Source organism: Clostridium sp. ZBS15 (genome assembly GCF_023845705.1).
Taxonomy (GTDB): domain Bacteria; phylum Bacillota; class Clostridia; order Clostridiales; family Clostridiaceae; genus Clostridium; species Clostridium aquiflavi.
Map to the genome: position 1 here is coordinate 51,847 of NZ_JAMQHY010000008.1, position 25,381 is coordinate 77,227.

Genomic DNA, 25,381 nt, shown 5'->3' on the forward strand with positions numbered 1-25,381 from the left:
GCTATGCCCAAAGTCAATGAAATTGAAATTAAAATTGCAAAAATAGAAAAATTATTTTATTTAACCGATTTCATTAATTAATTGTAGATAAATCTAATATTTCACTATCCGTTTTTAATTTAAATTCTTTTCCATTTAACACATCATAACAATTTTGAATTGTTGTAGTTAAATCCAAATTATTAAATTCAACACCTTCTAAATATTTACTTACACTTTTATCTTCTTTAATATTAGATATATTTTTAGTTTTTTCATAATTGGACGAATGTGTTAAATTATATGATTCTACTGCCATTACAACTTTTCTACATTGATCTAAGACCTTAGTTTTTTTAGCTTCATTTATATATCCAGTTACTTTAGGTAAAATAGCAGTTGCTAAGATTGTTATAATAGCCATTACTGCTATAAGTTCCAATAAAGTAAATCCCTTATTCTTCTTATACTTATCATTTAAACAAAATTTGTTTTTCATAATATTATCCTCCAATAATTAAAATATAATTATTTTAATTATTGCTATCTAAGTTAGTTAATATACAAATTTTGTTAATATATCTCTAAATAAAGCTATTTTCAAATAAATACTTACCTAAAACTAGATTTCATCAGCTTTTCAATCTTAAAAAGTTATATAATTTTCTATACACAAAAGAGACTACCAAAGTTAGGTAGTCTCTTTTTATTACATTAATACATGCCGTCCATTCCCATTCCTGGTGCTGGCATTGCTGGTTCTTTTTGAGGAATATCAGCAACTGCAGCTTCTGTTGTTAAGAATGTTGCTGATACTGATGCTGCATTTTGTAAAGCTGATCTTGTAACCTTAGTTGGGTCAACAATACCAGTCTTTATCATATTTACATATTTTCCATATAGAGCATCATATCCAGTTCCTACTTCACTATTTTTAACTTTTTCTATAATAACAGATCCTTCAACTCCAGCATTACTAGCTATTTGTCTTAATGGTTCTTCTAATGATTTTACAATTATTTTTATACCAAGTTCTGTATCTTGAACATCAGATGTTAATTTTTCAACTTCTTTTATTACATTAATATATGCAGTTCCGCCACCTGGTACTATTCCTTCTTCAACTGCAGCTTTTGTAGCAGCTAAAGCATCTTCTATTCTAAGCTTTCTTTCTTTTAACTCTGTTTCAGTTGCAGCACCGACTTTGATTACAGCAACTCCACCAGCAAGCTTAGCTAATCTTTCTTGTAATTTTTCTTTATCAAATTCAGAAGAAGTTTCTTCTATTTGAGCTTTTATTTGTGATATTCTATCTTTTATGTTTTCAGGATTACCTTTACCATTAACAACAACAGTATTATCTTTACTTACTTTAACACTCTCTGCTTGACCAAGCATGTCAAGAGTAACTTCTTTTAAATCTCTTCCTAATTCTTCAGCAATTACTGTTCCACCTGTTAATATAGCTATATCTTGAAGCATTTCTTTTCTTCTATCACCAAAGCCTGGTGCTTTTACAGCTACACAAGTAAATGTTCCTCTTAATTTATTTACAACTAATGTTGCCATAGCTTCGCCTTCAATGTCTTCAGCTATAATCAATAATTTTCTACCAGCTTGAACTATTTGCTCTAATATAGGTAATATTTCTTGAATATTTGAAATCTTCTTATCAGTTATTAAAATATATGGATTATCTAATAGAGCTTCCATCTTTTCTGTATCTGTAGACATATAAGGTGATACATATCCTCTATCAAATTGCATACCTTCAACTACATCTAATTCTGTTCCCATAGATTTAGATTCTTCTATTGTAATAACACCCTCATTACCTACTTTTTCCATAGCATCAGCTATTAACTTACCAATTTCTTCATCTGATGCTGAAATAGCTGCAACTCTTGCTATATCTTCTTTTCCTTCTACTGGCTTAGAAATTTTCTTAATTTCTTCTACTGCTTTTTCAACAGCCATTCTTATACCATTTCTAATTAGCATAGGATTAGCCCCTGCAGTAACATTCTTTAAACCTTCTCTAATAATAGCTTGAGCTAATAAAGTTGCTGTTGTTGTACCATCTCCTGCAACATCATTGGTCTTTGTTGCTACTTCTTTAACTAGTTGAGCTCCCATATTTTCATATGGATCTTCCAATTCTATTTCTCTTGCAATAGAAACACCATCATTAGTTATTAATGGTGAACCAAATTTCTTGTCTAAAACAACGTTTCTTCCTTTTGGTCCTAATGTTACCTTAACTGTATCAGCAAGTTTATCAACTCCAACTTGCATAGATCTTCTTGCATCTTCTCCAAATTTCAACATCTTTGCCATTTATACCACTCTCCTATTCAACTATTGCTAATATATCATCTTGTTTTAATATCATATATTCTTCACCGTCTAATTTTACTTCAGTACCAGAATATTTAGAATATAAAACCTTATCTCCTACTTTAACTTCCATTTCTATTTTTGTACCATCAACAATACTTCCTGGACCTACTGCTACAACTTCTGCTTCTTGTGGTACTTCTTTAGCAGTTCCAGTTAAAACTATACCGCTCTTTGTCTTTTCTTCTGCTTCTAATCTCTTGATTACTACTCTATTTCCAAGTGGTTTTATTCTCATATAAGTCCCTCCTATATTTTAAATATTAAATATTTTTTAATTAACTATTAGCACTCGATAGCATTGAGTGCTAATACAATTATTATAATATCCTTTATGACCATATAATTCAAATATTTTTTATAATATTATATAGCTTTATAAGTTTAAAATTTGTAATTATATATATATTGCTCCTATTTACTTATATTTTCTCTTATTTTCTTTTTTAATTTCAATAATATGTTTTTGTGTATTATTTCTATTTATGTATTTTATTGTTTGATTGTATTTTTATTAATAAAACTAGCCTATTAATTAGTTTTTACTTCTAACAATTAATATATACATTAATATTTAAGGCATCATTAGCTTAACGATAAATTAGGATATTAAATATATCAATGATTTTATTTAATATCCTAATTTTCTTATCACATTATTTCTTCTAAATCTTCTAATAGTTCTTTTCTATCTTTAGCTGCTTTTTTAAAATCATATTCTTTACTCAATTTGTATGAAGTAAAATCTTTTTCTATGTTAGGATAATTAACACCTGGTATTGTTGAAAATCCCATAGAAAAATCTTTAAGCGATATCCCTGCTTCTTTAGTTACACAGTAATTCATAAATGCTTCAGAAGCCTTCTTATTCTTTCCATCCTTTATTTTAGCTATAGGACATATTGTCCATCCTGTATTTTCTGGAACAATAGATTCTACATTAAATCCTGAATTTCTAACTATAAGTTGTTGATTTATAAAGTTTACCGTTATTAAATATTCCCCCACTCCAACTTTTTTAGCTGGCGTAAATCCACTATCAGTAAATTGCCCTACATTATTTTTTAACTTCTTAAAAAATTCCAATGCATTATCTTTTCCCATAGTTTGTACTAAGTAAGATAAAAAAGTATATCCTGTTCCTGATGTCCTTGGATCAGCAAGTACTATCTCACCTTTAAATTTAGGATTTATTAGTTCCTCTATTGTTTTAGGTTTCTCAACATCTTTAAATTCTTCATTCCATCTTTCTTCATTTATAGCTATAGATAAAGCCTCGACGTATAATCCTATCCAATACCCATCACTATCCATATACTCTATAGGAATTTCACTTGAACTGTTTATAGTATATTTTTCTAGACAATCATTCATTTTTAATAGTTCAACAGCATCAGCTGTTCCCCCTAAAAATATATCTGCTTCTCCTAAAATTTCTTTATTATTAATCTTATCAGCTAGTTCTTCTGTTGGATATCTTAAAAATGTATAATTGCACCCAGTTTTTTCTTTAAATCCATCAAGTAAAACTTTAGCTTCATCTTCATTAAACGCAACATAAACTACCAAATTATCATTTTTAAGATTTGGTAGTTCCTTACTACTAGACATATTATTAGAGCATCCATTAAGAATACAAAGCATAAATAAAATAAATATTAATAAAATACCCCTTCTTTTATTTAACATATTTTTACCTCCAATAAATATTACTGATTAAACAAATTGTTACATATATTATTCAAATCTCCCTCCATATAGAAAGAATTTACTATTTCATCACCATAATCTCTAACAATTACATAATCATTCTCATAAATATCAAGACTTATTACATCATAACTATTTATATCATCTTCTATTTTATTATCATAAAATTCCTCAGATTCTTCTCTGTAAATTCTAATATGATAATTCAAATCGCCCTTATTAGCTACAGCCCATTCTAATTTTTTATTATCTGTAATTCTTTTTAAATTCATAACTTCATCTTTTATTAAAATTTTATCATTACTACCACACTTTTTAGTATTATTATAAATATCTACAATGGTTATTTTATTCTTATCATTTATAAGTTCTGACAATACTGATGGTGTACAGAAAATATCATTAATGTAATTTTTAATTCTATTTATATATGCAGAACTTTCATTACCACCATAATAAATATCATCTATTCTAAGAGTATTATTTAAATATAATGTACCTTTTTCACCATCCAAATAATATATAGTACCTGTTATTTCATTAAAAGAATTTTCTATTTTTGAATTATAAAAATTATTACTTTTAGGCATAGATTCAACTATGTTCCAAAACTCTTTTATTTCATCATTAGAATTTATAACTAGCTTACCCCATCTTTTACTATATAGTTCTACTTTAACAGGTATTGAATGACTTGAATACTGCATAACCTGTTCTTTATCATCTAAAATAATTAAATTGTTATAAATGCTACTTTTTAAATATACATATATACTAGCTAACAATATAACTAGTATAACAAATAGATTTATAACTATCTTGTAGTTAAAGTTTATCATAAATTTGTTTCACCCTACTTTGTATAATTTTAAATTGCATGTTTGAAACTTAATTTTACAGTAGTTCCATTTAAGCTACTTATTTCAATTTTTCCAGATTGCTTTTCCATAAATTCTTTACATATTGATAATCCTAGTCCACTTCCACCATATTTTTTTTGTAATGCTTTATGTGCTGTATAAAAATTTTCAAATACGTTTTTTAAATCTTCTTTTGGTATACCTTGTCCATTATCAATAATATATATTATTACATAAGATTCATTATATTCCATATATATATTTATCTCAGTACATTCACTATATTTAATTGCATTATCTAATAAATTAAGTATAACTTGTTCTGTTTTTTCTTTATCTGCATAAACATTTTTGCTAACTAAATTCATATTAAGTTTAATCCCAAATTTACTCATTCTAGGATTTAACATTATTGCAGCACTTTCAACCACAGATTTTATATCAACATTTTCATTTTTTATTTCTATTTCATTTTTATTAAGTCTTGATAAATCAAGAAGTTGTTCAACAAGTTTTAATAATCTATTACTACTTTGTACTATATATTTTACACATTGTTCAATATCTTTTTTTTCTTTTACTCTTAGTAACAAATCTGAATATCCTAGAATTGCTGCTAATGGAGTTTTAAATTCATGAGTGACATTATCCAAAAACCTCTTTTGAGTGTCTTTTTCTTCTTTTAAATTTTCAATCATTATTTCTATATTATTAGACATTATATTAAAAGAATTAGACAAATCTTCTATCTCGTCTTTACTATTTATACTAATTTTCTTAGAAAAGTCTCCAAATGATACTTTCCTTGCAATATTTTTCAGACTAACTATTGGTCTAACTATTCTATTAGAAAATGAATTACTCATTATACTAGAAAATATTATTGCTACTATAGCAAATAAAACCATACTAAGAATCGTATTAGTTATAATTGTATTTTCATTATCAAGATCATATACATATCTTATACACCCTATAGTACCATCTGAATAATAAATCGGGCTTGAAAAGAGTATGTAAGAAGATTCTTCAATTCTTCTTATAATATATGATTTATTTCCTTTTAATGCTGTTACCACATCATCATCTTTGCTTATATTAGGATAATTATCTGAATCTCCAATTAAAGATGAATTATTATAAATTTGAACCCTAAATTTACAACCATTAGATAAGTATGTTGCAATAAAAGGGCTCATCTCATTCAAAACGTTTTCTACATGAAAATCATCTTCCGTCTCTAAATATTTCATAATAAATGATTGACTTGTATAACTTTCTTTTTTTAGCATATCTATTGAATTATTTATTACTCTACTATACAGAGTATAAATTGTTACTGCATATATACTTAATATAGCTATTATCAATACAACTATATTCATTATTACTATTTTTCCTTTAATACCCAAATTCATCTATTATACCTCTAACCTATATCCTACTCCATATATTGTTTTTATAACGTCTTCATTTCCTGCGAGTTTTTGTCTAATTCTCTTTATATGAATGTCCACAGCTCTAGTATTTCCTACAAAACTATACCCCCATATCTTGTCCAATAATTCTTCTCTTGTAAAAACTTTATATGGATTTTGCACCATTAATAAAATTATTTCAAATTCTATATGTGTAAATATAACCTCTTTTTCCTCAATAAAAACTCTTCTTTCCGGAACAATTATTTTTATAAACCCTTTTTCTATAATATCATTTGTTTTATTTTTAACTTCATTTTTTCCAATGGCCTTAGCTTTATTTATTCTTCTAGATATAGCTCTAATCCTTAATATAAGTTCTCTACTGTCAAATGGTTTTGTTATATAATCATCAGCTCCAAGCTGAAGACCTAAAAGCTTATTATTTAATTGATCTCTTGCACTAAGTATAATAATTGGAACTTCACTATTTATACCTTGAAATTCATGTATAACTTCAAACCCATCTTTGTCAGGAAGCATTAGATCTAATACAATTAAATCAGGAGATTCACTTTTAAATAGGTTTATGGCATCTATTCCACACTCCGCAGTTATTACTTCATAATTTTCAAATATAAGATTCATTTTTATTAAATTTAATATTGATTCTTCATCATCAACCAACAAAATTTTCATAAATCTACCCCCTAAACATACCTATAATTTATATAATACACCTTTTAATAATTATATAGTAACTTTTTTTTTACTTAATGAATATTTTTTAATATTTTAGTTTAAAAAATATATAATTACGTTTTTTCTTTACATATAATTACCAATTTATTTACAAAAAAAGAAGTCCTAAAAGGGCTTCTTTTTTGAATTAAACTCTATCTTTCTAAATTTATATCTTTATAATCATCTATTTTAGAATTTTCCAATACATTTTTCATGCTTGCTTGCTGATTAATTTTGTTAAATGATGCTTTAGCTTTCATAGGTGATAATATTTTTCCTGACCCATTAATACATCCACCTTCACACATCATTCCTTCTATGAAGTTTCCAGATAATCTCCCCATTTTGGCCATCATCATAGTTTTCTTTATATCAGCTCCACCAGAAACTTTAACTGGTTTAAAATCACACTCTATCCCTTTATCTTTTATATAATTTTCAATAGCAGCAGTTAAACCACCACCAGCTCCAAATCCTCTACCAAAGATTGAAGCTTCATCAACAACAATGTCATCAAAGTTAATTGGATCTATATCAAATCCTTCAAATAATGCTAATAATTCCTCAAATGTTAATACATAATCAACAGCATCCTTTATCGAGTCTCTTAAAATTTCTGATTTTTTTGCAGTACATGGTCCAATGAATACTACCTTTGCGTCTTTATCATTAGCCTTTATAAACCTTCCTGCTGCAACCATTGGAGAAACTGTTTCTGATATTCTCTCTACTTGATCTGGCATCATTTTTTCTATATAACTTAAAAATCCTGGACAACATGAATTAGTCATGTATGGGTCTCCATTCTCCATTCTATGAACAAATTCATTACTTTCATGTACAGTTACTGCATCAGCACCACACGCTGCCTCTACCATATCTGTAAATCCTAATTTCTTTATTGCGTTTTTAACTTGTCCATAAGTAGTTTTTGGACCTAATTGGCCAGTTATTGCTGGAGCCACAACAGCATATAAATTTCCAGTGTTAGTTAATTCTTTAACAACTTTAACTAAAAGACTTTTATCTTCTAATGCACCAAAAGGACATGCAGCCATACAAGCACCACAATTAACACATTTTTCTTGTTTTATCATAGCTCTCTTATCACTATTAATATCTAATGCTCCAGTTGGGCAAGATCTTTTACAAGGTCTCATATCTTCTGCAATAGCATCATAAGGACATGCTTTTTTACACATTCCACATTCTTTACATTTATCAGGATCTATATAAGCTTTACCATCTACATAAGTAATAGCTCCAAAATTACAAACACTTTGACATTTATGTGCTATACAATTTCTACACGCATCAGTTACTTCAAACTTTTTAGTTGGACACATATCACATGCATTCTTTATAACATATAATATTTGTTTTTCATCTTCTATGTTAATTAATTCATCTGTACCTTTTCCATTTGGAATAAATCCAGCTGCTAGTTTCAATCTTTCTAATAATACTTCTCTTTCATGTATTACACTTTCTCTGTATTGAGGTTCATCCCCTGGTAACATATCGTAAGGTATTCTATCTAGATTTTCCTTCGTAATTTTATCTTCTTTAGCTAATCTTACAATATTACTTAATACATCATGTTTTAACTTTATAAGTTGATTTTCAAATTTGAACATATTACGCACACACTCTCCCAGCAAATTATTATATTAATGTAATGATAGGATAATTATACCATAGTACTAATTAGATTCATGTCATAATCATATTATTCAAATTTTTCTGAATTTGCTATAAAACTTACCAAATTAAAGTTATTATATAAATAACCCTTAGCTATTAATTTCTATACCTTTATATTATTTTCTCTTGCATAATAAAATAAGTATTGTTGGGCAAATCCTGATAACTTTCCAAATTTATTTCTTGCAAATACTCTAATTTTATTTAATGAGCCTTCTTCTGCGTTATAAAAATGCATCATTGCACGTTTAACCCAAACATCTACTGGAAAAGCTGATGTTTTTCCCATTGAAAACAACATTATACAATCAGCTACCTTTGCACCAACTCCTTTAAATTCTTGAAGAGCTGTATGGCAGTCATCATCACTTAAACTTCTTATATAATTTAAATCATATTTATTTAATATATTTCTTTCATCATCTGATGATTTTGGGTCATTATTAATAGACTTATATATATTTTCAATTGTATCTAATAAATACTTACTTCTAAATGATGCCCCTGTTTCTTTTATCTCATCTAATTTAGCATCTTTTATTTGTTCTATTGTAGGAAATGCATAATATACTTTTCCTTTGTATTCAATTTTGCTTCCCCATTGTTCTGATATTTTATTTACTGTCTTTCTTATAGATGGAATACTATTTCTAGCTGAAATTATAAAGCTAATAAGCATTTCAAATGGATCTTGATTTAAAACTCTAACACCACTTCCAAATTCTATGCTTTGTTTTAATAATTCATCTTTAGATAATTCTTCTTTTATAAGAGAATAATCCCTATCTAAATCAAAATAATTTAACCATATTTCTTTAAACTCTTCTTCTGTTGTATTATATATAAATACATCATCATTTTTTTGAACTAATTCAATTAATTTACCAAATGCAATAACTATAAAATTATTCTCTTGAATTTCTTCAAATCTAAAAACTTGACCACATTCAAAAATATGTTTTAGCTTAAAATTTTTAACCCCTCTTATAATCACACCATTTTCACTAGTTTCTACACTTTTATAATCCATTAAATAATATTCTCCTTCTTTTTTAGACTTTCTATATTCTTTCCTTAATTCAATACAATTATTACTTCCAATCTTATTTTTAAATTTATTTATAAAATCTATAGTCATTTCTTTAACAATAGAACTTTTATGTCCACTTACATCTGTAAACATAATTCCAATTACAGTTGTAGAAAATTATTCTTTCTTAATATATTATATCACTTTAATATATTATTTAAAAATATTATAAGGCAAAAATTCACACCAAAGTAAAATTAAATATAAATTCCCAAACAATAAAAAAAAGACCCAAGCATAATGCTTGAGTCCAAAAATGTAATATTATCTTGAATAGTCGTAGAAACCTTTTCCAGTCTTTCTTCCTAACCATCCAGCTCTTACATATTTTCTTAATAAGCTATGAGCTCTGTATTTAGTATCTCCTGTTTCATTATATAAAACATCCATGATAGCTAAACATACGTCTAATCCGATAAGATCTCCTAATGCTAAAGGTCCCATTGGATGATTTGCGCCATATTTCATAGCTGTATCTATATCTTCAACTGAAGCTATACCTTCTGCTAATATTCCAATTCCTTCGTTGATCATTGGAATTAATATTCTATTTACAACAAATCCTGGAGCTTCTGCAACTTCTACTGGATTCTTTTCAATTGCTACTGTTAATTCTTTTATAGCATCGAAAGTTTCTTGTGAAGTAGCCATTCCTCTGATAATTTCAACAAGCTTCATTACTGGAGCTGGGTTGAAGAAATGCATTCCGATAACTTTATCAGCTCTCTTAGTTGCTGAAGCAACTTCAGTTATTGATAAAGAAGAAGTGTTAGATGCTAAGATTGTTTCTGGCTTACAGATTCCATCTAATTCAGCAAATATTTCTTTCTTTATTTTCATGTTTTCAATAGCAGCTTCTACTACTAAATCGCAGTCAGCAGCTAATTTCATATCAGTAGTTCCTGAAATTCTTGAAAGAATTTCTTCTTTAACTTCTTCAGTCATTCTTCCTTTAGCAACTTGCTTAGTTAAACCTTTGTTGATTCCAGCTATTCCTCTTTCAACAAATTCATCTTTTATATCTCTTACGATTACTTCATAACCATGTTGTGCGAATGCTTGAACTATTCCAGCACCCATTGTTCCAGCACCAAGTACAAAAACTTTTTTCATTGATAAATCCCCCTTAAATGTTTTATAAATATCCTTCATTAAAAGAAATATCTTTTAATGAAGGATTAAAATCTATAATAATTTTACACTATAATATTTTAATTATTCAGCACTCTTTACAGCTTTAGCTTGAGCTATTAATTCAGGTAAAACCTTCTTAACATCTCCAACTATAGCATAATCTGCAACTTGCATTATTGGTGCAGTTTCATCTTTGTTGATAGCTATAATCATATCTGATTCTTGCATACCAGCAACGTGTTGAATTGCTCCTGAAATACCACAAGCAATGTAGATTGATGGTCTTACAGTCTTACCAGTTTGTCCAACTTGGTAATCTCTTTCTAACCAACCATTATCAACAGCAGCTCTTGATCCAGCTACAGTTCCGTCTAAAACTTCTGCTAATTCTTGTAATAAAGTAAAGTTTTCTTTTGAACCCATTCCTCTACCACCAGCAACAAGTATTTTAGCTTCTGATATATCTACAACATCTTTGTGTGCTTTAATGATTTCTACAACTTTAGTTCTAACATCACTATCAGCAAGTTTAACTTCTACTTTTTCTACAGTACATTTGCTTCCATCAGTATTTACTTTACCGAAAACTCCTGGTCTTACTGTAGCCATTTGTGGTCTATGTTCTGGACAAGCGATTGTAGCCATTAAGTTACCACCGAATGCTGGTCTAGTAGCTAATAAAGCTCCATCTTCAACTTCAACGTCTAATGATGTACAGTCAGCAGTTAATCCAGTTGATAATCTAGCTGCAACTCTAGGACCTAAATCTCTTCCGATGAAAGTAGCTCCTATAAATAATATTCCTGGTTTTCTTTCATTTGCTAAATCACAAATAACTTTTGTATAAGCATCAGTAGTGTAGTGTTCTAAGTTTTTGTCATCTGCAACTAAAACTTCATCTGCACCATGTTCTGCTAATGTTTTAGATAAGTTTTCAATATTATTACCTAATAATAATGCTGTTAACTTAACTCCTAGCTTATCAGCAATTTTTCTACCTTCGCCAAGTAATTCTAAAGATACTTTTTGTAATTCGCCTTCTCTTTGTTCTGCAAAGACCCAAACGCCTCTGTAATCTGCTATATTCATAATAAATTACCCTCCTATTATCCTAGATGTAGTGTTTTTCTTGTAATTTGCCTAAAACGTAAGTTACTGCTTCTTTAGCTGGCTTGTTAACAACTTCGCCTGCTCCCTTAACTTCTTTAGTCATTGACTTTTTAACCTTTGTAGGTGAACCCTTAAGTCCTAATTCAGCCTTATCTACATCTATATCATCTGCACTCATAACTTTGATTTGATCATCGTTAGTTGAGAATATGTTTGCAACATTCATATATCTTGCTTCATTTAATTCTTCAATTGCAGTTAATAGACATGGAGTCTTTATTTCAATTTTTTCATATCCATCTTCTAATGCTCTGTTTACTAATAAAGTTCCTTCATTCTTAGCTTCAACGCCTTGAACATAAGTAACTTGAGGTATGTTTAAATGTTCAGCTATTTCTGGTCCAACTTGAGCAGTATCTCCATCGATAGCTTGTCTTCCTGCAAATACTAGATCATAATCTAATTTAGCTATAACTCCTGCTAATGCTTTTGAAGTAGCTAAAGTATCTGCTCCTCCTAATGCTCTGTCTGTTAATAGGATAGCTTCGTCAGCTCCCATGCATAGTGCTTCTCTTAATGTAGCCTTAGCCATTGGAAGACCCATGCTTATAACAGTTACCTTTGCACCTAAAGTCTCTTTTAATTGTAATGCACCTTCTAATGCGTGCTTATCTTCTGGATTCATAATTGATGGAACACCATCTCTTATTAATGTACCAGTCTTAGGATCAATCTTTACAGCTGTAGTATCTGGAACTTGTTTTACACAAACTACTATATTCATTATAAAAGTCCTCCCTCTATTATCTTAAAATGCTTCCTGCGATAACCATTTTTTGAACTTCTGAAGTTCCTTCATAAATTTCAGTTATCTTAGCATCTCTCATCATTCTTTCTACTGGATAATCTTTAGTGTAACCATATCCACCAAAGATTTGAACTGCTTTAGTTGTAACATCCATTGCAACTTCTGCAGCAAATAACTTAGCTCTTGCAGCATCTACTGAGTATGGTTGTCCATTTTGTTTCTTGCAAGCAGCTTTATATACTAAATGTCTTGCAGCTTCTATCTTAACGTCCATTTCAGCAATATACCATTGTAAACCTTGTTGAGCTGATAATGGTCTTCTGAATTGTTTTCTTTCTTTCATGTAGTTAACAGCTTCTTCAAAAGCACCTTCTGCGATACCTAAAGCTTGAGCAGCTATACCAATTCTTCCTCCATCAAGAGTCTTCATTGCTATACCAAAACCTTTACCTTCTTTACCGATTAAGTTTTCTTTTGGTACTATACAATCTTCCATTACAAGTTCAGTAGTAGAAGATCCTCTGATTCCCATTTTATCTTCTAATTTACCGATTGAGAATCCTGGGAAAGATTTTTCAACTATGAAAGCTGAAATTCCTTTAGTTCCTTGGCTCTTATCAGTCATAGCGAAGATTATGAAAGTTTCAGCAACTCCACCATTAGTTATGAAGATTTTTGATCCATTTAATACATAGTGATCTCCATCTAATACAGCTGTTGTTTGTTGTCCAGCAGCATCTGTTCCAGCACCTGGTTCAGTTAAACCGAAAGCACCTATTTTCTTACCTTGACAAAGATCTGGTAAGTATTTTGCTTTTTGGTCTGGAGTACCATGTTCGTTTATTACTGATGCACATAATGAAGTATGAGCTGAAACTATAACTCCTGTTGTTGCACACACTTTTGACAATTCTTCAACTGTCATTATATATGAAAGAACATCTCCACCTGCTCCTCCAAATTCTTTAGCAAATGGTATACCCATCATGCCTATTTTACCCATTTTTTCAACGTTTTCCATTGGGAATCTTTCAGTTTCATCTACTTCAGCAGCAATTGGTTTTACTTCGTTTTCAGCGAATTCTCTAACCATTTGTTGTACTAATTCTTGTTCTCTAGTTAATTGGAAATTCATTAAATTACCCTCCTTATTGATTACACTCTATTGATGATGAATATATATAAATCTGCAATAGATTTTTAACTTATTTTATAAATATTATTTATTTTTGAAGTTCTTTTCTCTTCTTTCTAAGAATGCAGTCATTCCTTCTGTTTGATCTTCAGAAGCAAAACATTTTCCAAAATCTTCAGCTTCAATTAAGACTGCTTTATCTATAGAAACTTGCATGCCTCTATTGATTGCATCTTTACAAAGTTTAACAGCTATTGGAGCGTTTGCTATTATTTTATTAGCCATAGCTTTTGCTTCATCCATTAAACTTTCTAATGAAACTACTTTATTAACTAATCCTATTCTATAAGCTTCTTCTGCTTTGATTATATCGCATGTATAAATCATTTCCTTAGCTTTTCCTAGTCCTACTATTCTAGCTAATCTTTGAGTTCCACCAAATCCAGGTGTTATTCCAAGACCTGCTTCTGGTTGACCAAATTTTGCTTTTTCTGAAGCTATTCTTATATCACATGACATAGATAATTCACATCCGCCACCTAAAGCGAATCCTGAAATAGCTGCAATTACAGGTTTGTCTAAATTTTCTAATCTTAGGAATACTTTATTTCCCAATTCTCCAAATTCTCTACCTTGTTCTTCATTAAGGTCTTTCATTTCTGATATATCTGCTCCAGCAACAAAAGATTTTTCTCCTGCACCAGTTAAAATAACTGCATATATATTGCTATCGTTTTCTAAATTTTCTAAAACTGAGTCTAAATCTTTTAATGTTTCTGAGTTTAATGCATTTAAAGCTTTTGGTCTATTAATTGTAACAATTGCTAAATGATCCTCTTTTTCAAGAATTACATTTTTTAATTCCATCTTTATAATCCTCCCTTAAACTTATATATTTAAATTTATGTTTTTTACTTAAATAAATTTGTATTTTTAGGTTTTAGATATGGTAAAAATTAATTCTAAACAATTCTTAACAATTTATTTTTAAATTAAAATTGTTATAATATTAACAATTAAATTTAAAAATAAAAGGCTTGTAATAGTCTTATAATGTCAACAATTGTTATAATATTAACAATTGCTTGCAAAAAAAATATGCAACCAATATCTTTCTTTTCTTAAATTATAATACTTATAATTATTATTTGCAATAAAATATTGTATTATTAGCATATTTTTTATATAACCCCTCAAATTCTCACTCTATCTTTGCTGATGTAATTGATAAATCAATGTCGATACACTCTCACTTAAATGAACATTTTCAACTTTTACATCTTCTGGCACAACCAAATCTATAGGTGCAAAATTCCAAATACCTCTTATTCCTCCATTTATCAATTCATCACTAACCTTTTGTGCACTTTTTTTAGGCACACATATAACTCCAATATCTATTGAATCTGACTTAAGAAAACTTCCTAATTCATCAATATCCCTAATTTCAATATCTCTAATTTTTATGCCTATAAGTTTAGGATTTGCATCAAAAATAGCTGTTATCATAATTCCTAATTTATCAAATCTAGTATAATTAGCTATTGCCTGCCCTATATTACCTGCCCCAATTAAAACAGCATTATATTCCTTATCTAATCCTAATATTGAGTTAATTTGCGTATATAATTCTTTAACGTTATACCCATATCCTTGCTGACCAAAATCGCCAAAACAATTCAAATCTTGTCTGATTTGAGATGCTGTAAACCCTATTTTTTCTCCAAGTTCCTTTGACGATATTCTATCTACATCATTTTTCATAAGTTCATTAAGATACCTATGATATTTAGGCAATCTCTTTATAACTGCCATAGATATATTCTTATTTTTATCCATATCATTACTCCTTATTTTTTATTTATACTTAATCTTTTCTCTAAAAGTCCAATTTATTGCTATTTATTCTAATAAATCTTAAAATCTAAACTTTAAAGTATTAGAAAAATATTATTTTAACATACTAGTTAATAACATAAATGTTATTTTAATAACTTACTAAAAACACATATACAATATACTTAAAACACCTGTAAATCATTATCATCTAAACAAAATTATAAGTTGATATAAAAATCACCTATATTTTATCATAATATAAAATTTTATTTTTTTCTAGGCTTATCTTTAATAATTATTTTTTATAAAAATTAAAAATGTTTACATAAGTAGTATTAAATTAAAATTCAAAAAATTTAAGAGCAGCTACATTAAAAGCTGCTCTTATTATTATTTTATGATTTATTATAAAATATAACTCTTTTTTTAATTTGTCTCTGTTTTATCAGAGTGTTGATATATGCATAAGCAAAGTAAGCGGAGTAATTGAACTTAGGAATGCTAAAATGAGTATTGTCACATTTAAAACAGAGCCTTTAATTTAATTAGTTTTTTAAACTCCTCATAGAATTTAATATAGCAATTAAAGTAACACCTACATCAGCAAATACTGCTTCCCACATATTTGCAATTCCTAATGCACCTAATAGTAATACAAATATCTTTACTCCAAGAGCAAAAATTATATTTTGCCATAGTATAGAATTAGTTTTCTTTGCTATTTTTATTGCATCAACTAATGCTAAAGGATTATCTTTCATAAGAACAACATCTGCTGCTTCTATTGCTGCATCAGATCCTATACCACCCATTGCAATACCTATATCAGCTCTTGCAAGAACCGGTGCATCATTTATTCCATCACCAACAAACATTACTTTACCTTTTGAAGTGCTACTAGATATTAACTTTTCAATCTCTAATACTTTATCCCCTGGTAAAAGCTCACTCTTCACTTGATCTACACCTATATTTTTTGCAACACTGTTTGCTACACTCTTATTATCACCTGTAAGCATTACTGTTTTCTTTATTCCAATCATTTTTAATTTTTTGATTGCTTCAATTGAATCTTCCTTTATTTGATCTGCTATTACTATATTCCCACTATATTTATTATTTATTACAACATATACTACAGTTCCTGTTTTTTCTACTTTTTCTATATTAATATCATTATCTTCAAGTAACTTATAATTACCTAATATAACATTTTTCCCTTCAATTGTAGCTTTTACTCCGTGTCCAGATAATTCTTGATAATTTTCTACCTGTTTCTTTTCTAATTTACCTTTAAATTCTTTTACTATTGATTGAGCAATTGGATGATTAGAAAAACTTTCACCTAAAGCCACAATTCTTAAAAAGTCTTCTTTATTCATATCTATTGAATTAATTTCTGTAACTTTAAATACTCCTTTTGTTAAAGTTCCTGTTTTATCAAATACAATAGTTTCAACATTTTTTAAAACTTCAATATAGTTTCCACCCTTTATTAAAATCCCCTTTTTAGATGCCCCTCCAATTCCTGCAAAAAGTCCTAATGGAACAGAAATTACTAGTGCACATGGACATGATATTACTAAAAAGATTAATGCTCTATATATCCAATCTGAAAATACTTGCCCTGGAATTATAATTGGAGGAATTATCGCAACAGCCATTGCTAAAAACACTACTATTGGAGTATATAGTCTTGAAAATTTAGTAATAAACTTCTCTGTCTTAGCTTTTTTACTACTTGAATTTTCTACTAAGTTTAATATTTTAGACACTGTTGATTCACTAAAAATTTTAGTGACTTTTAATTTTATAACTGAACTTAAGTTTATGCTTCCTGATAATAATTCATCACCTATATTGACTTCTCTAGGAAGTGATTCCCCTGTTAATGCTGATGTATCTATACTTCCTTTTCCGTCTGTTACTATACCATCAAGAGGTATCCTTTCTCCAGGTTTTATAACTATAAAATCATTAATTTTAACTTCCTCTGGAGATACCCTTTTTTCTCCATGTTCAGTAATTATATTTGCATACTCTGGACGTATATTCATAAGTGATGTTATAGATTTTCTTGATTTATTGACTGCATATCCTTGAAATAATTCCCCTATCTTATAAAACATCATAACTCCAACAGCTTCTGGATATTCACCTATTGCTAATGCTCCTACTGTTGCTATAGTCATCAAGAAATTTTCATCAAAAATTTCACCTCTTAAAATATTTTTAAAAGCAGTTTTTAATACATCACCACCAATTAAAATATAACTAAGAACAAATATAGAAATGTCTAAATAACTATTTTCTTTAAACAAAATAGCAATTAAATATAAAATTAATCCTATTATAAATATTTGATTTTCATAAAAAAAATTCTTTTTATTAAAGAAGCCTGTCTTCTCATTTAATTCGTGACTATGTGAGATATTTTCAATATGATTATGCTCATTATCATGAGAATGTGTTTGCTTAGCAATATGATTATGAGCTGAACAATGATCATGACTACAACAAGATTTATTACATTTTTCACCATAATCTAATTTTTTTATATTTAAATTATTATTAAAATTATTTTTTTCATGAATTACAATTACATCTGGTTCTAATTTATTAATTATATCTTTAATAACATTAAAAACTTTATCTTTATCCTTATTTTCATGCAATTTAACAGTTAATTTTCCTAAAGAAAAATTCATATTAGCTTCAATAACCTCTTCTATATCATTAACTTTTCTTTCAATTTTATTAGCACAATTAGCACAATCCAAACCTTTAAGTAAAAGTTTAAGTTCATTTTCCATAATTAATCTAATCCCCCTTATTCAGTAATATGTTTAAATCCTTCGTCAAATATATGTTTTATATGTTCATCATCTAATGAATAATAAATTACTTTTCCTTCTCTCCTAAATTTAACTAATCTAGCTGATTTTAATGTTCTTAATTGATGAGATATGGCTGATTGAGTCATTCCTAAAAGAGCTGCCATATCACAAACACACAATTCCGATTCAAATAATGCACATATTATTTTAATTCTTGTAGAATCTCCAAAAACCTTAAAGAATTCCGCTAAATCATATAACGTTTCTTCTTGTGGTAATGAGTCTTTTACCTTCATTACTGTATCTTCATGTATAATATTACATTTACAGCTTTCTACAAAATTACTTTCGTTATTCATAATTGATTCCTCCGTTCACTTGTTCATATGTTTAATCATTCATATGTTTTTTTATATTATATTCCTATATTTCCATTTATGCAACTAAAAAAGAAACTTATAAAAATAAGTTTCTTAATCACAATCTAATTATACTACTTTTGATAAACTGCACTCATTTAAAAATACTTTATTTAAAACCATATTCACTATACTATTACAAACATAATAGGCATATGTTAAATCATTCTTAAAATCTAAAGAGCCATCATATTGATTTTGTAAATCGTAAATAAATTTTTTAATATTATCTACATCTACATTGGAAGTTATAATTCCCTTTGAATTAAATTCTTTGGCAATTTTAGCTAAATCTTTTTCATAGATAACATGATTTTTAACTTGACTTGTACTCTTAAATTCCCATCTATAATAATGAGGAGCACAAAAAAAATCGCACATAAAGTGACAAATAACACCAAGTTCTTCACTAAATTTATTAACAGACATTTTATAATAAACATCTTGTAAAGATAGAGAACATAACTTTTCAATTTTTTTAATAATAATATCTATACTCTCAATAAAATAATGTTTTATCATTTTATATTTAAGCACACAATCTGGTTTTATATTACCCCATATAAATCTATAATCATTGATTAAATAAATACTCTTACTATTTGTGTAATTTAAAATACTCTCTGCAATAACTTTATGAGTATTGATCATCAATTCTATACACACCCTCTCACTTATTATTATTAATAAAAACATTTTTTATTAATAATAAATAGTTAATCTATTCTTATAATAATATTATATAATTCAATTTACAATGCTTTTATAAGTATTTTTTTATGTTATTTTTAGAATTATACTATATAATTTTTATAATTTTCTATTTATTCATAAATTTATTATGAAATTAAAAATAAGAGTGTTAAAAAGCATAGGTACTGATTTTAAGAAATCTATCCTTTTTAATACTCTATATTTTTAAATATTATAAATTTAAATATCATAAAAATTCATTATATTTATTTTCATCACTCAATTTATTTAGCAGATGCTTTATCTCTTGATCTTTGTTTTTATCCATAACTAAAATAACATCTCCAGCATCCACTATTACCAAATCTTTTATTCCAAAACCTATTATTAAATTTTTTTCTCCAAATACGGAGCAACTTTCACAGTCTTCCATATAAACATTTTTAGATATGCTATTACTTCTATATTTACCTAAGAATCTACTCAGAGCATTAAAACTTCCTATATCATCCCAATTAAAATCGCACTTTATTACAAAGGCTTTTCGTGTTTTTTGCATAACTCCAAAATCTATTGATATTCCATCAATAATATCGTATTCTTCTTTAATTATTTGTTCTTCATCCTCTTCTCCTATATGCTTATATATTTCCATTAATGATCTGTGCATTTTAGGAATATATTTTTCTATTTCTCTTAAAATAACATCTGCTCTAAAAACAAACATACCGGAGTTCCATAAATAAGTTCCCTTTAATAAAAAGTCCTTAGCAACTTCTAAATTTGGTTTTTCTGTAAATCTAGCAATTCTATAAGTAGATATATTACCTGTTGATCTATCTCCCATTTCTATATATCCATATCCTGTCTCTGGGCGTGTAGGCTCTATACCTAAAGTTACTATGCACCTTCTTCTATTAGCCATTTCTACTGCTTGTGATAGGGTATCTAAATATTCTTTCTCACCTTGGATATAGTGATCTGATGGTAACACTACCATAACTGCATCTGCATCTTGTTTTAAAAGCCTAACTGCAGAAAGCCCTATACATGTAGCAGTTTCTTTATTTGCAGGTTCTATAAAAATATTTTCTTCTTTAATATCTTTAACCTCTTCTTTTATTTTATCTTCATAATCTTTATTAGTTACAACATAAATATTTTCTCTATTTATTAATGGCTTTATTCTTTCTACTGTATTAACTAAAAAGCTCTTTTCGTTAATAATTTTCAAAAATTGTTTTGGTTGATTATTTCTTGATAATGGATATAATCTACTTCCTTTACCGCCAGCTAATATCAGCCCGTATATCACGAATTTTCAACTCCATGTAATGATACTAATTCAATATATGTTTAAATATTAACATTTGTGAAAAACAATTTATTTACAAATAAAAGCCATAAAAATATTACTTTCTATGACTTTAAAAATAATTTATTAATAAATTCTTATTTAATTTTTTCCACAGCATTTTTTATATTTTTTTCCACTACCACAAATACATGGATCATTTCTACCAATAGTTACTTTCGGTTTTACTTCTATAACTTTCCCACTTATTTCATTAATTGTAGCACCTTTATATTTCCAAAGTCTTATATTACTTAAAAATTTAGTTGCTACACCTTTTACATAAGTTCTAAGTTCTAAGTTATTTGCATTTATTAATTCTAGCAAACTATTTATCGTATCATCTATATCATTATCTTGAATATCAAATGATAAATCATCCATTATTTGATATACCATTTCTTTTTCTATTTCAAATATACTAGTAAACTCTTTAAAGAATGACTTTCCAAATTTACTCTTATATATGAATTTTGAATCAAGCATATCCAATAATTCATTTTTATCTATATTATAATATTCTAAATTTTTATTATCTTTTTCTATATCCTTTAATAAATCTGACCAATTTTCTATATTATTATTTATAAAAATTCCTTTTTCTTCTCTATATTCTCTGTAATAATATTGAGCTTCTTTTATTATTTCATTAATATTACATTCATCTGAATCTTCTATATCATATCTTCGTAATAGCGCTATAACATCCTTAGTATTTACGATACCATATGTTTTATTTAATCCTCTATATACATCTAGCACTTCTTTATTTCTTTTTAATCTCTCTATATATTCAGTAGTATCTTTTTTCATTATTATATCTTGAACTATTTTTGGCATTAAAAATACTGCTTTTTCTTCTTTTGTTGACGGAAATATAATTCCTTGTTGCATAAAATATGCTGTTCTACTAAGTTCATAAGCATCAATATCATCAAAGATTTTTACTCCATCATTATTAAGATAACTCTTTAGAATATTAAATCTTTCTTCTTCAAAATATATAAATTGTTTTGCAATTATTTGAGTATATTCATTAAGAACTTTTTCAATTAAAGCATCTTTATTTAATGTTGAAATTTTACTCATACCTAAATTTCTAGCTATATTATATACAGCTTCCTTAGATAATGATTTTAATTGATCCGATACTTCAAAAGAATATACTCCTTTTACAAACATTTTATTCATTTTATTTTCATATTTCTCAAATAAATCATCCATCATATTATCATATAATTCTGCTGATTCATCAGTTTCTTTATTTTCAATAAATTCGTTATTTGTATCTTTATTAGAACATTCTTTATTAACCAAGTAACTATTTCTCCTTTTTATCTAATTTTTATCTGTTAAGTATACATTTTATTATATAAATTAAATTTTATCTAAACATTATATGTAAATAAATAAAAATCCATTTACTTATTTACTTATACTTTTATTGCAACTACCTAATTGAATATGGTTTTAAATAAATTCAATACCATATTATTTTTAATCAATAAATTTTATTAACTCATCTTTAATCTTCATAGTTTCATTATATCCATTATTATAAATTGCTTTTAGTTTATCCTTATTTCGTTCAAACCTTCCTACATCCATCCTTATTGTTGGTCTAATAACTATAGCTTCATTTTTATTTTCCAATTCTTTACAATAATCTAATTGAGCATTATATGAAATATGTCTGTTTCTTAAAGCATTGGCTAACTTAGGATACTTTTTCTTATATAACTTATATGCAAACTTATTTCCCCTTGATTCATACTTTCTATAACCTTCGTTTCTTGTCAAAACTATTATATTTTTATTATTACCATCAGAAATAGATTTTTTTATAGGTATAGCATCTACTAATCCTCCATCAGCATAAAGCTGATCTTTTATTTTTACAAATTGAAATAAAAGTGGAATTGAACATGTAGCTCTAAGTATTGTATTCTTTTTTTCTAAATAATCTTTATCAAAGTACTCTACTTCACCAGTATTTACATTAACACTTCCTGCTAAAACTTTCCCATCAAATTTATTAAAAGTTTCATAATCAAAAGGACAATATTCATTAGGAATTTCATCAAAAACAAAATCCATGTCCATTATTGATCTACATTTTAATAAATTATTATACCCAACATATCTTTTATGATTTATGAATCTTTCCATAACTTCTAAATTTCTTCCTCTTTGTTTTGAAACAAATGAGTAACCATTAGTAATCCCCGCTGATACACCTACTATATATTTCATATCAATATTTATATCTATCAAAGCATCTAAAACCCCTGCAGTAAAAAGCCCTCTAAATGCTCCACCTTCTAAAACAAGACCTATCATAAACTATTTGTCTCCTTTTTATTATTGGCTCTGTTTTAGCAGGGTGTTTATATATGCATAAGCAAAGTGGGCGGAGTAATTGGACTTTACCTATTGCATATATCAACACACATTTAAAACAGAGCCTTATTATTCTGTATTATGTTACTACCAATATAGAAATTATAAGACAATTTTCATTTTTTTTCTATAATCTAAACCTCTTAAACTTAAATTTTATCAATTATTTAATATTTATATAATTTCTTCTCTTACTTCTAACTTTTAAACAATATTTGCTTTTCCCTATTTTTAATAAAATTTTGGTAATTTAAAAAGAGTTTAATTTCTGCACCAGAAAAAACAAGAGTGTATCAAAATTTGATACACTCTTTAGAAGAAAATTTATTTAAATTGAGAGGTAATTTATTTAAATATTTTTCCTGGATTTAATATATTTTTAGGATCAAATGCTAATTTAATTCCTTCCATTACTGAAAGTACATCATTTGAAAGTGATTCCTTTAAATATGGTTTCTTAGCAAAACCTATTCCATGCTCTCCTGAAACTTGTCCTTTTAATTCTTTTGACTTATCATACATATCTTTCATAACTAATTCAAGTTTTTCATGCCATGTATTTTCGTCTAATTGATCTTTTAAAATATAAATATGCAAGTTTCCATCTCCAGCATGTCCAAAGCTCTTTATTCTAATATTAAATTTACTTTCAAGTTCATGAGTAAATTTAACAAATTCACCTATTTTATTTCTTGGAACAACTACGTCAACTTCATCCATTTCTGTAGTTAATGCCTTTATCGCTTCAAGGAAACATCCTCTAGCTGACCAAATTGATTCTTGTCTTTCTTCTGTATCAGATATAAATACATCTATTGCATCTGCATCTAAACATATATTAGCTACATTTTCATATGCTTTTTCAATTTCTTCTGTTGAATTTCCATCAAAAGTTAATAGAAGATATGCATCTGATGATTTATCTGGGAAACTCTTTCCTAAAAATTCTTCAGCTGCTAATATAGCTTCTCTTTGCATAAACTCAATAGCTGTTGGTATTGTTTTTGATTTAATTATTTTAGGTACTGTATCTATAGCATTCTCTAATGTTGGGAATGGTATAAGTAAACTTAATGATTTTTTAGGAAGTGGTAATAATTTTAGTATAGCTTTAGTTACTATACCTAAAGTTCCTTCTGATCCTATTAATAGATCTTTTAATGAGTAACCAGAACTATTTTTAACTACCTTTCCGCCTAACTGTACTACTTCTCCATTTGGCATCACTACTTCTAGTCCTCTTACATAATCTCTAGTAACACCATATTTTACTGCTCTCATTCCACCTGCATTTGTACTTATGTTACCGCCAATAGTTGCTGATTTTTCACCTGGATCTGGTGGATAAAACAAATCAAATTCTTCAACATATTTGCCTATTTCCATAAGTAATACCCCTGGTTCTAATGTAAGAGTAAGATTTTCTTCATCTATTTCTAATATCTTATTCATTCTACAAAGATCTATAACTATTCCACCTTTAATCGGAACAGCTGCACCTACAAGACCTGTACCTGAGCCTCTTGGAGTTACTGGAATAGAATTTTCATAAGCATATTTCATTATCTTTGATACTTCTTCTGTACTTATAGCTTGTACTACTATATCAGGCATTTTCTTTATTCCACCTAATTCATCATGGCTATAATCTTCGTTTATTTCATCTCCAAAGAAAACTCTCTCTTTATCATTTTCAGCAATAGATAGTATATATTCATAGTCTTTAACATCAATATTTTTATAAGTCATA

22 protein-coding genes are annotated in these 25,381 nt (G+C 27.5%); all 22 read right to left on the reverse strand.

The features are described from left to right. Positions 1-73: 73 nt before the first annotated feature. On the reverse strand, positions 74-478 hold the full coding sequence (locus NG904_RS03670; protein ID WP_252229844.1) for a type II secretion system protein: 405 nt from the start codon (positions 476-478) through the stop codon (positions 74-76). Positions 479-693: 215 nt separating this feature from the next. Further along, positions 694-2,316: a chaperonin GroEL gene (gene groL, locus NG904_RS03675; RefSeq protein WP_252229846.1), complete on the reverse strand. Its 1,623-nt coding sequence runs from the start codon at positions 2,314-2,316 to the stop codon at positions 694-696. A gap of 13 nt (positions 2,317-2,329) precedes the next feature. Beyond that, positions 2,330-2,614, reverse strand: coding sequence for a co-chaperone GroES (groES, locus tag NG904_RS03680; RefSeq protein ID WP_252215270.1), 285 nt, complete (start codon positions 2,612-2,614; stop codon positions 2,330-2,332). Between the two features lie 413 nt (positions 2,615-3,027). Continuing rightward, entirely contained in the window at positions 3,028-4,065 is a 1,038-nt protein-coding gene (locus tag NG904_RS03685) for an ABC transporter substrate-binding protein (protein WP_252229849.1), read from the reverse strand. Between the two features lie 20 nt (positions 4,066-4,085). Then, positions 4,086-4,925, reverse strand: a complete 840-nt coding sequence (locus NG904_RS03690; protein ID WP_252229851.1) for a DUF3919 family protein — start codon at positions 4,923-4,925, stop codon at positions 4,086-4,088. A gap of 29 nt (positions 4,926-4,954) precedes the next feature. After that, positions 4,955-6,364: a sensor histidine kinase gene (locus NG904_RS03695; RefSeq protein WP_252215265.1), complete on the reverse strand. Its 1,410-nt coding sequence runs from the start codon at positions 6,362-6,364 to the stop codon at positions 4,955-4,957. A 3-nt stretch (positions 6,365-6,367) separates the two neighbouring features. Further along, a complete protein-coding gene (locus tag NG904_RS03700) occupies positions 6,368-7,063 on the reverse strand; it encodes a response regulator transcription factor (protein WP_252215263.1) in 696 nt (231 codons plus the stop codon). A 197-nt stretch (positions 7,064-7,260) separates the two neighbouring features. After that, complete coding sequence (locus NG904_RS03705) at positions 7,261-8,745, reverse strand: 4Fe-4S dicluster domain-containing protein (RefSeq protein WP_252229854.1); 1,485 nt, start codon at positions 8,743-8,745, stop codon at positions 7,261-7,263. 170 nt (positions 8,746-8,915) lie between these two features. Next, on the reverse strand, positions 8,916-9,842 hold the full coding sequence (locus NG904_RS03710; RefSeq protein WP_252229897.1) for a DNA-3-methyladenine glycosylase family protein: 927 nt from the start codon (positions 9,840-9,842) through the stop codon (positions 8,916-8,918). A gap of 324 nt (positions 9,843-10,166) precedes the next feature. Continuing rightward, complete coding sequence (locus NG904_RS03715; protein WP_252215254.1) at positions 10,167-11,015, reverse strand: 3-hydroxybutyryl-CoA dehydrogenase; 849 nt, start codon at positions 11,013-11,015, stop codon at positions 10,167-10,169. A 102-nt stretch (positions 11,016-11,117) separates the two neighbouring features. Then, on the reverse strand, positions 11,118-12,125 hold the full coding sequence (locus NG904_RS03720; protein ID WP_252215251.1) for an electron transfer flavoprotein subunit alpha/FixB family protein: 1,008 nt from the start codon (positions 12,123-12,125) through the stop codon (positions 11,118-11,120). A gap of 22 nt (positions 12,126-12,147) precedes the next feature. Next, on the reverse strand, positions 12,148-12,930 hold the full coding sequence (locus NG904_RS03725) for an electron transfer flavoprotein subunit beta/FixA family protein (RefSeq protein ID WP_252215248.1): 783 nt from the start codon (positions 12,928-12,930) through the stop codon (positions 12,148-12,150). 19 nt (positions 12,931-12,949) lie between these two features. Further along, positions 12,950-14,089 (reverse strand): acyl-CoA dehydrogenase, encoded by a 1,140-nt coding sequence (locus NG904_RS03730; protein WP_252215245.1) that lies wholly within the window; start codon positions 14,087-14,089, stop codon positions 12,950-12,952. A gap of 84 nt (positions 14,090-14,173) precedes the next feature. Next, positions 14,174-14,956 carry a short-chain-enoyl-CoA hydratase gene (locus NG904_RS03735; RefSeq protein ID WP_252215242.1) on the reverse strand — a complete coding sequence of 261 codons (783 nt, stop codon included), beginning with the start codon at positions 14,954-14,956 and terminating at the stop codon, positions 14,174-14,176. A 339-nt stretch (positions 14,957-15,295) separates the two neighbouring features. After that, positions 15,296-15,928: a redox-sensing transcriptional repressor Rex gene (locus NG904_RS03740; protein WP_252215239.1), complete on the reverse strand. Its 633-nt coding sequence runs from the start codon at positions 15,926-15,928 to the stop codon at positions 15,296-15,298. Positions 15,929-16,473: 545 nt separating this feature from the next. Further along, positions 16,474-18,741, reverse strand: a complete 2,268-nt coding sequence (locus NG904_RS03745; RefSeq protein WP_252229856.1) for a heavy metal translocating P-type ATPase — start codon at positions 18,739-18,741, stop codon at positions 16,474-16,476. Positions 18,742-18,758: 17 nt separating this feature from the next. Next, positions 18,759-19,124: an ArsR/SmtB family transcription factor gene (locus tag NG904_RS03750; RefSeq protein WP_252215234.1), complete on the reverse strand. Its 366-nt coding sequence runs from the start codon at positions 19,122-19,124 to the stop codon at positions 18,759-18,761. Positions 19,125-19,253: 129 nt separating this feature from the next. Further along, complete coding sequence (locus NG904_RS03755; protein WP_252229899.1) at positions 19,254-19,835, reverse strand: zinc dependent phospholipase C family protein; 582 nt, start codon at positions 19,833-19,835, stop codon at positions 19,254-19,256. Positions 19,836-20,124: 289 nt separating this feature from the next. Then, the gene (locus tag NG904_RS03760) at positions 20,125-21,192 is read right to left on the reverse strand and encodes a mannose-1-phosphate guanylyltransferase (RefSeq protein ID WP_252229858.1); all 1,068 of its coding nucleotides are present in this window, start codon (positions 21,190-21,192) and stop codon (positions 20,125-20,127) included. A gap of 141 nt (positions 21,193-21,333) precedes the next feature. Next, on the reverse strand, positions 21,334-22,548 hold the full coding sequence (locus NG904_RS03765; RefSeq protein WP_252229861.1) for an SEC-C metal-binding domain-containing protein: 1,215 nt from the start codon (positions 22,546-22,548) through the stop codon (positions 21,334-21,336). A gap of 180 nt (positions 22,549-22,728) precedes the next feature. Continuing rightward, complete coding sequence (locus NG904_RS03770; protein ID WP_252229863.1) at positions 22,729-23,571, reverse strand: patatin-like phospholipase family protein; 843 nt, start codon at positions 23,569-23,571, stop codon at positions 22,729-22,731. Positions 23,572-23,976: 405 nt separating this feature from the next. Beyond that, entirely contained in the window at positions 23,977-25,380 is a 1,404-nt protein-coding gene (locus NG904_RS03775; protein WP_252215221.1) for an FAD-binding oxidoreductase, read from the reverse strand. Position 25,381 lies beyond the last annotated feature (1 nt).

What these genes read in the sequence shown, in the direction of transcription:
- NG904_RS03690 (WP_252229851.1), bottom strand. Translation starts at nt 4,925, where the DNA reads ATGATAAACTTTAACTACAAGATAGTTATAAATCTATTTGTTATACTA.
- NG904_RS03730 (WP_252215245.1), bottom strand. Translation starts at nt 14,089, where the DNA reads ATGAATTTCCAATTAACTAGAGAACAAGAATTAGTACAACAAATGGTT.
- NG904_RS03715 (WP_252215254.1), bottom strand. Translation starts at nt 11,015, where the DNA reads ATGAAAAAAGTTTTTGTACTTGGTGCTGGAACAATGGGTGCTGGAATA.
- NG904_RS03700 (WP_252215263.1), bottom strand. Translation starts at nt 7,063, where the DNA reads ATGAAAATTTTGTTGGTTGATGATGAAGAATCAATATTAAATTTAATA.
- groL (WP_252229846.1), bottom strand. Translation starts at nt 2,316, where the DNA reads ATGGCAAAGATGTTGAAATTTGGAGAAGATGCAAGAAGATCTATGCAA.
- NG904_RS03705 (WP_252229854.1), bottom strand. Translation starts at nt 8,745, where the DNA reads ATGTTCAAATTTGAAAATCAACTTATAAAGTTAAAACATGATGTATTA.
- NG904_RS03740 (WP_252215239.1), bottom strand. Translation starts at nt 15,928, where the DNA reads ATGGATAAAAATAAGAATATATCTATGGCAGTTATAAAGAGATTGCCT.
- NG904_RS03735 (WP_252215242.1), bottom strand. Translation starts at nt 14,956, where the DNA reads ATGGAATTAAAAAATGTAATTCTTGAAAAAGAGGATCATTTAGCAATT.
- NG904_RS03750 (WP_252215234.1), bottom strand. Translation starts at nt 19,124, where the DNA reads ATGAATAACGAAAGTAATTTTGTAGAAAGCTGTAAATGTAATATTATA.
- NG904_RS03710 (WP_252229897.1), bottom strand. Translation starts at nt 9,842, where the DNA reads ATGGATTATAAAAGTGTAGAAACTAGTGAAAATGGTGTGATTATAAGA.
- NG904_RS03695 (WP_252215265.1), bottom strand. Translation starts at nt 6,364, where the DNA reads ATGAATTTGGGTATTAAAGGAAAAATAGTAATAATGAATATAGTTGTA.
- NG904_RS03770 (WP_252229863.1), bottom strand. Translation starts at nt 23,571, where the DNA reads ATGATAGGTCTTGTTTTAGAAGGTGGAGCATTTAGAGGGCTTTTTACT.
- NG904_RS03685 (WP_252229849.1), bottom strand. Translation starts at nt 4,065, where the DNA reads ATGTTAAATAAAAGAAGGGGTATTTTATTAATATTTATTTTATTTATG.
- NG904_RS03775 (WP_252215221.1), bottom strand. Translation starts at nt 25,380, where the DNA reads ATGACTTATAAAAATATTGATGTTAAAGACTATGAATATATACTATCT.
- NG904_RS03745 (WP_252229856.1), bottom strand. Translation starts at nt 18,741, where the DNA reads ATGGAAAATGAACTTAAACTTTTACTTAAAGGTTTGGATTGTGCTAAT.
- NG904_RS03720 (WP_252215251.1), bottom strand. Translation starts at nt 12,125, where the DNA reads ATGAATATAGCAGATTACAGAGGCGTTTGGGTCTTTGCAGAACAAAGA.
- NG904_RS03755 (WP_252229899.1), bottom strand. Translation starts at nt 19,835, where the DNA reads ATGATCAATACTCATAAAGTTATTGCAGAGAGTATTTTAAATTACACA.
- NG904_RS03725 (WP_252215248.1), bottom strand. Translation starts at nt 12,930, where the DNA reads ATGAATATAGTAGTTTGTGTAAAACAAGTTCCAGATACTACAGCTGTA.
- NG904_RS03670 (WP_252229844.1), bottom strand. Translation starts at nt 478, where the DNA reads ATGAAAAACAAATTTTGTTTAAATGATAAGTATAAGAAGAATAAGGGA.
- groES (WP_252215270.1), bottom strand. Translation starts at nt 2,614, where the DNA reads ATGAGAATAAAACCACTTGGAAATAGAGTAGTAATCAAGAGATTAGAA.